Origin of the sequence: Streptomyces sp. SID14515 (assembly GCF_010548505.1) — a bacterium.
Classification (GTDB): Bacteria; Actinomycetota; Actinomycetes; order Streptomycetales; family Streptomycetaceae; genus Streptomyces; species Streptomyces caviscabies.
In genome coordinates this window covers 48,439-55,130 of sequence record NZ_JAAGMH010000082.1, presented here as the reverse complement: position 1 = coordinate 55,130, position 6,692 = coordinate 48,439, and the positions used below count along the sequence as shown (strand labels likewise).

Sequence of the window (6,692 nt, the reverse complement as noted above, 5' to 3'; positions counted from 1 at the left end):
GCACCTGCGGGGCGTCCGCGGAGAACGGGCCGCGCCCGTCACCGGTCGGCGGGAGCCCGGTCCGCCTGCGTCGGCCGCCGCCGGACGCGGGCCTCGCGGCGGCGCGCTCGCCGCCCGGTTCCGCAGCGTCCGGGCGGATCGCCCCGGAGCCCTTTCGACTGTGTCGTCCCACGCCCCGGATCAGCTCCCGCCGCTATCGTCCAGCAGTTCCCGGAACGCCTGGGCGACCGCCTCCGGGTACTCCATCATCGCCACGTGCCCCGCGTCGGGCAGGGTCAGCAGCCGGGCGTCGCGGAAGGCCGCGGACGCCCTGCGTGCCATCCGGTACGAGACGAGCTGGTCCCGTCCGCCGTACACGAGCTGAGTCGGTGCGAGCACCCGCTCGGCCTGGCGCCACAGTCCGTGCTGGCCGCCCAGGGTGTACGCGTCCACGATGCCCCGGGCCGAACGCGTCATCGCGTCCCAGAAGTACGGCAGCTCCAGCCGGCGCTCCATCTCGGCCACCGCATGGCGGAAGGCTTCGTCGGAGACCCGTGCCGGATCGCCGTAACAGAGTGCCATGACTCCACGCGTCCGCTGCTCCGCCGTCCAGTCCTTCGTTAGCCGGGCGAACAGGGAAGCGACTCCCGGCACGGCCAGCAGACCGGTCGGTACGGCGGGTCGCTGCACCCGCCACTCCGGCAGGGCGGGCGAGATCAGGGTGAGGGTGCGCACCAGGTCGGGGCGGACGGCGGCGACCCGGGTGGCGACCGCGCCGCCCAGCGAATTGCCGAACAGATGAACGGGGCCCCGCCCCTCCGCGTCCAGCAGCCGGATCACCGCACGGGCGTGTCCGGTCACCGAGTAATTGCCGTCGTCCGGCGGCGGCGAGTCCCCGAATCCAGGCAGGTCGACCGCCTCGCCGTCGACCAGGTCGGACAGCAGCGGCATCAGCGCGGACCAGTTCTGCGACGATCCGCCGAGCCCGTGCACGTACAGCGCGGGAGGCAGTCCGGTCCGGTCGCCCGGCCGGCAGCGGACGTTCAGACCGATCCCCGGCAGGGACACGGAGCGCAGCCGTTCGCCGTCGGCGACCCGGACGGCACTGACCGTGGGGGCCACCGCGGCAGCGGCGGCCTGGACACCCGGCAGCTCGGTCGAAGACATGCGGCAATGTTACGAGACGATCACGCCCTCATTCATGTGTTCGCCATCACAGGCCGCATCGCGGGGTAGACGGGTAGCTCCTAGGCTTCATGGGAAGGAAGGGAGCTGCACATGACGGTCGACCCGAGCGACCCGGACACCTTCGAGAACGCCGAACCGGAAGAGACGGGGCCCGAGGCCCCCGAGGCGGACGCCGCCGAGCAGCGGGCGGACATCCGGCCCGAGGACGACGAACGGGCGGAAAGCATCGACCCGGCCACCGCCAATGAGGCCGATGTGGCGGAGCAGCTCAGGGTGATCCCCCTCGACGAGGATGATTACCGCTAATACGCCCCGGTTTGCTCGCGACCACAGAGAACTGTGGCTTCCACAGCCGTCCGGTCCATGAAATTCTGCGTCCGCGCCGCGCACACCAGGGTTACCCAAAAGTACGATGGCTGTACGGCGCAGCGTGCACGGACCGGCTGTGCTGGAACACATATTTGGGAGGCGGCGTGACAGCCATCGAGCAGACAGAGGCGGCGCGCCCGCGGGGCACACGGCTGCCCCGCCGCGCCCGACGCAATCAGCTGCTGGGCGCCGCACAGGAGGTCTTCGTCGCGCAGGGCTACCACTCCGCCGCGATGGACGACATCGCCGAGCGGGCCGGGGTCAGCAAGCCGGTGCTCTACCAGCACTTCCCCGGAAAGCTGGAGCTCTACCTGGCCCTTCTCGACCAGCACTGCGAGTCGCTGCTCCAGGCCGTGCGCACGGCGCTCGCCTCGACGACGGACAACAAGCTGCGCGTCGAGGCGACGATGGACGCCTACTTCGCGTACGTGGAGGACGAGGGCGGCGCCTTCCGGCTGGTCTTCGAGTCCGACCTGACCAACGAGCCCGCCGTGCGCGAGCGGGTCGACCGGGTCTCCCTCCAGTGCGCCGAGGCCATCTCCGACGTGATCGCCGGGGACACCGGGCTGTCCAAGGAAGAGTCCATGCTGCTGGCGGTGGGCCTCGGTGGCGTCTCCCAGGTGGTGGCGCGCTACTGGCTCTCCAGCCGGTCCGCGATCCCGCGCGACACAGCCGTACAGCTCCTCACCTCGCTGGCCTGGCGGGGCATCGCGGGCTTCCCGCTGCACGGCGTCGAGCAGCACTGAGCCCTCCGTGACGGGACGTGTGACGCCGTGTTCGCTGCGGGCGTTGCCGGTCGGGCCCTGAGCGCCGCTCCCGCCGGGCTAATGTGGCTGCGTACGGCGCGGTTCGCCGCGCAAGGACTGACCGTCGGAGGGACATAGCCGTGGAGGTCAAGATCGGGGTGCAGCACACGCCCCGCGAGATCGTTCTGGAGAGCGGGCTTTCCGCCGAGGACGTCGAGAGCGCGGTCGCCGCGGCACTGGGCGGCAAGGCGGAGCTGCTCAGCCTCACGGACGACAAGGGCCGCAAGGTTCTGGTGCCGGCCGACCGGATCGCGTATGTGGAGATCGGTGAGCCGACCACCCGGCGGGTGGGGTTCGGGGCGCTGTAGTCCACCGGGCGCGTTGATCGCAGGAGCGGCCCGGCGGGGTTTTCCCCGCCGGGCCGCTCCTTGCGTTGCTCGCGCTCTCTCGCGTTTCCCGCGTTTCGTGCGGGACCCCGATCCCGTACGGGTCGGAACGGGCCGCTGGAGGGTTGTTCTCCGCAGGCGGGGGGTAGTACCGCCTACGACCGATTTGCCCGCCCCGCACACCCCCGCGAGGTGATCGTCTGTGATCTGGGAATCCTTCGCCGCCGCCCTGCTCGGGCTCGCCCTGTCCTGGGCGGCCCTGCGATCACTCTCCGACCGACTGCCGTCCGGCCGTGCGGTTTATCTCACCGGTGCGCTGGGCGCCCTGTTCGGCGCGTATCTGACGCATGCCGCGCTGGGTCCCGGCCATGTCCTGGCGACGCTGATCGGTGCCGTGTCCGTCGGGGCGGTGACGCTGTCGCTCCTGATCCGACCACGCGGCCGCCGCCTCGGCCGGTCGGCGGCGGCCCAGTAGCGCGGTGTCACGGGACAGCGCGGTGCCACGCGGCAGCGCGCTGTTACGCGGCCAGCCCCAGCGCGGCCATCCGCTTGGTGTGGGCCTCGGTGATCCGGGAGAACATCCGGCCCACCTCGGCCAGGTCGAAGCCGTCCGCGACGCCGCCCACCAGCATCGTCGACAGGGCGTCGCGGTCGGCGACCACGCGCTGGGCCTGCGACAGCGCCTCGCCCATCAGCCGGCGCGCCCACAGCGCGAGCCGCCCGCCGAGCCGGGGGTCGGCCTCGATCGCGGCGCGCACCTTCTCCACGGCGAAGTTCCCGTGGCCCGTGTCGTCGAGCACGGACAGCACCAGGGACCGGGTGTCGGTGTCCAGCCGGGCCGCGACCTCGCGGTAGAAGTCGCTCGCGATCGAGTCGCCGACGTACGCCTTGACCAGGCCCTCCAGCCAGTCGGAGGGCGCCGTCTGGCGGTGGAAGTCGTCGAGCGCCTTGGCGAACGGCTCCATGGCGGCGGTCGGGTCCTCGTCCACCGCGGTGAGCCGCTGGTTCAGCTGCTCGAAGTGATGGAACTCCGCGGCGGCCATCTTCGCCAGCGCCGCCTTGTCGCCGAGCGTCGGCGCGAGCTTCGCGTCCTCGGCCAGCCGCTCGAAGGCCGCCAGCTCTCCGTAGGCGAGGGCGCCGAGCAGGTCCACGACCGCGGCGCGGTACTGCGGGTCGGCGGCCGCGGTGGCCCAGTCCTGGGCGGCGATCCCGGTGGCTCCGGAAGCTTCGGCGGGGTTCTCTGTGGCGTGGTCAGGCGTCTCCATGAACGGAACGATAGCCCGCTCCGCACAGGGCGGAAGGGCCTGGTCAGCCGGGGACCTCATACCGTTCCGATGAATTCGTCCAACACACATGCGCGAATCCGGGGTACAGTGGTAATGCGCCTACTGAGCACTGTGCTGTGCCAGAGGCGCGCCCTTTGAATGAGGATGCCCGGTCGGTGGCCCGATCGGCTCCGACCCGACAGCCCTCCACGCGGTGCGTACGACACGTACGACTGCAGATGAGGGGCCCCCTCAGCGGCACGAGCGCTCGAGCGACGGCAGTGGTCCCGCGCCACCCGGCCCATCCACGGCCGGATGACCAACCCCGGCACGGTACGACCCCCAGCGTTCGCCTCGGACCGCGTCTCACAGAAGAGGCAGCACCCTGACTACGTTCCGCGACCTCGGTATTCTTTCCGAGACGGCCGAAGCCCTCGAGGCGGTCGGCATCACGTCCCCCTTCCCCATCCAGGAGCTGACGCTCCCCGTAGCCCTCTCCGGCTCCGACGTCATCGGCCAGGCCAAGACCGGCACCGGCAAGACGCTCGGCTTCGGTCTTCCGCTCCTGGAGCGTGTGACCGTCCCCGCCGACGTCGAGGCGGGCCGCGCCACGCCCGAGCAGCTGACCGACGCGCCGCAGGCGCTCGTCGTCGTCCCCACCCGTGAGCTCTGCCAGCAGGTCACCAACGACCTGCTGACCGCCGGCAAGGTCCGGAACGTCCGCGTTCTCGCGATCTACGGCGGCCGGGCGTACGAGCCCCAGGTCGAGGCCCTCAAGAAGGGCGTCGACGTGATCGTCGGCACCCCGGGCCGTCTCCTGGACCTGGCGGGCCAGCGCAAGCTCGACCTCTCCCACATCCGCGGGCTCGTCCTCGACGAGGCCGACGAGATGCTGGACCTGGGCTTCCTGCCCGACGTCGAGCGCATCATCACGATGCTGCCGCCCAAGCGCCAGACGATGCTGTTCTCGGCCACCATGCCCGGTGCCGTCATCAGCCTCGCCCGTCGCTACATGTCGCAGCCGACGCACATCAACGCCACGTCGCCCGACGACGAGGGCACGACCGTCAAGAACACGGTCCAGCACGTCTACCGCGCCCACAACATGGACAAGCCGGAGATGCTCTCCCGCATCCTCCAGGCCGACGGCCGCGGGCTCGCGATGATCTTCTGCCGGACCAAGCGCACCGCCGCCGACATCGCCGAGCAGCTGGAGAAGCGCGGTTTCGCCTCCGGCGCGGTCCACGGCGACCTCGGCCAGGGCGCCCGCGAGCAGGCGCTGCGCGCCTTCCGCAACGGCAAGGTCGACGTCCTGGTCTGCACCGACGTCGCCGCGCGCGGTATCGATGTCGAGGGTGTGACCCACGTCATCAACTACCAGTCGCCGGAGGACGAGAAGACCTACCTCCACCGCATCGGCCGCACCGGCCGCGCGGGCGCCAAGGGCATCGCGATCACGCTGGTCGACTGGGACGACATCCCGCGCTGGCAGCTGATCAACAAGGCCCTGGACCTGAAGTTCCCGGACCCGCCCGAGACGTACTCCACCTCGCCGCACCTCTTCGAGGAACTGGGCATCCCGGCGGGCACCAAGGGTGTGCTGCCGCGCGCCGAGCGGACCCGTGCCGGTCTGCGCGCGGAGGAGGTCGAGGACCTCGGCGAGACCGGCGGCCGCGGCCGCAAGGCCGCCGCCCCGGCCCCCGCCCGTGAGGAGCGCGAGCCGCGCACCCGTACGCCGCGCCAGCGCCGCCGCACCCGTGGCGGAGCCGCTGCGGAGGAGGGCGCCGCGACGGTGCCCGCACCCGCCAAGGAGGCCGCCCCGGTCACCCCGGCCGGTGACGAGGGCTCCGAGGCGCCGCGTACGCCGCGTCGTCGCCGCCGTACCCGTGCCAGCGCCCCCGAGGCCGTCGTCGAGGCGGCCGTGGCGGTCGCCGAGGCCCCGGTGGTTCCCGCCCCGGTGGCCGAGGTCGCTCCGGTGATCGAGGCTGCTCCGGTGATCGAGGCCGCGCCCGTGGCCGAGCCGGTCGCGGAGACCAAGCCGCGTCGTCGTCGCAGCCGCGCCGCCGCGAAGCCGGTGACCGAGGAGACGGCTTCGCCCGTCGCCGCGGCCCCGGCCGCCCCGGCCCAGGCCGAGTTCCAGACCGTGGCGGTCGCCGCGGGCATCGCGGAGCCGGTCGCCGAGCCGAAGGCCGTCAAGCCGCGTCGCCGCACCCGGATCGTGAAGCCGGCCGACGAGGTCGACTTCCAGATCGCCCCGGCCGCCGAGCCGGAGCCCGAGGTGAAGACGCGTCGTCGTCCGGCCCGCGCCACGGCGAAGAAGTCGGAGCCGAGGGCGAAGGCCGAGGCCGCTTCCGTCGAGCCGAAGGCGAAGGCGCCCCGCGCGACCCGGTCCCGGGCAAAGGCAAAGACCGCGGAGAAGGTCACCGAGAAGTCCACCGCGAAGGTCGCCGTGAAGGCGGTCGCCGCCGAGCAGCCCGTCGTGGAGGCCCCGGCCGCCGAGGCGGAGACCAAGCCGCGTCGCCGCCGTGCCACGCGCGCCGTCACCTCGACCACCGCCCAGGAGGCCGCCGTGGTCTCCGAGGCCGAGGCCGTGGTGAGCGAGGCCGCCGCCGAGACGAAGCCGCGCCGCCGCCGCGCCACCCGCCCGGCGGGCAAGGCGTCGGCGACGACGGCCGAGAGCTGACGCTTCCGGCGACATCGCAGCATCGACGGCCCCGGCCCCCGCACTTCGCGGGGGCCGGGGCCGTTTCGCCGCGCGG

Annotated in this window: 7 protein-coding genes; 5 read left to right on the top strand and 2 right to left on the bottom strand. The window is 72.4% G+C overall.

The features are described from left to right. Positions 1–180 precede the first annotated feature (180 nt). Positions 181–1,146 carry an alpha/beta hydrolase gene (locus tag G3I54_RS17955; protein WP_164615871.1) on the bottom strand — a complete coding sequence of 322 codons (966 nt, stop codon included), beginning with the start codon at positions 1,144–1,146 and terminating at the stop codon, positions 181–183. Positions 1,147–1,257: 111 nt separating this feature from the next. Here G3I54_RS17955 and G3I54_RS17950 point away from each other — a divergent pair, with 111 nt between their 5' ends. The 4 genes from G3I54_RS17950 to G3I54_RS17935 all read left to right on the top strand — a co-directional run bounded on the left by G3I54_RS17950 (position 1,258) and on the right by G3I54_RS17935 (position 3,143). Next, on the top strand, positions 1,258–1,473 hold the full coding sequence (locus G3I54_RS17950) for a hypothetical protein (protein WP_164615870.1): 216 nt from the start codon (positions 1,258–1,260) through the stop codon (positions 1,471–1,473). Positions 1,474–1,640: 167 nt separating this feature from the next. Continuing rightward, entirely contained in the window at positions 1,641–2,282 is a 642-nt protein-coding gene (locus G3I54_RS17945; RefSeq protein ID WP_164615869.1) for a TetR/AcrR family transcriptional regulator, read from the top strand. Between the two features lie 140 nt (positions 2,283–2,422). Then, the gene (locus G3I54_RS17940) at positions 2,423–2,650 is read left to right on the top strand and encodes a DUF3107 family protein (protein WP_010061602.1); all 228 of its coding nucleotides are present in this window, start codon (positions 2,423–2,425) and stop codon (positions 2,648–2,650) included. Positions 2,651–2,870: 220 nt separating this feature from the next. After that, the gene (locus G3I54_RS17935) at positions 2,871–3,143 is read left to right on the top strand and encodes a hypothetical protein (protein ID WP_164615868.1); all 273 of its coding nucleotides are present in this window, start codon (positions 2,871–2,873) and stop codon (positions 3,141–3,143) included. A gap of 43 nt (positions 3,144–3,186) precedes the next feature. Here G3I54_RS17935 and G3I54_RS17930 read toward each other — a convergent pair whose 3' ends face one another. After that, complete coding sequence (locus tag G3I54_RS17930) at positions 3,187–3,933, bottom strand: ferritin-like fold-containing protein (RefSeq protein WP_164615867.1); 747 nt, start codon at positions 3,931–3,933, stop codon at positions 3,187–3,189. A gap of 475 nt (positions 3,934–4,408) precedes the next feature. Between G3I54_RS17930 and G3I54_RS17925 the strand changes: the two genes are divergently transcribed. Further along, a complete protein-coding gene (locus G3I54_RS17925; protein WP_164615874.1) occupies positions 4,409–6,616 on the top strand; it encodes a DEAD/DEAH box helicase in 2,208 nt (735 codons plus the stop codon). Positions 6,617–6,692: the final 76 nt, after the last annotated feature.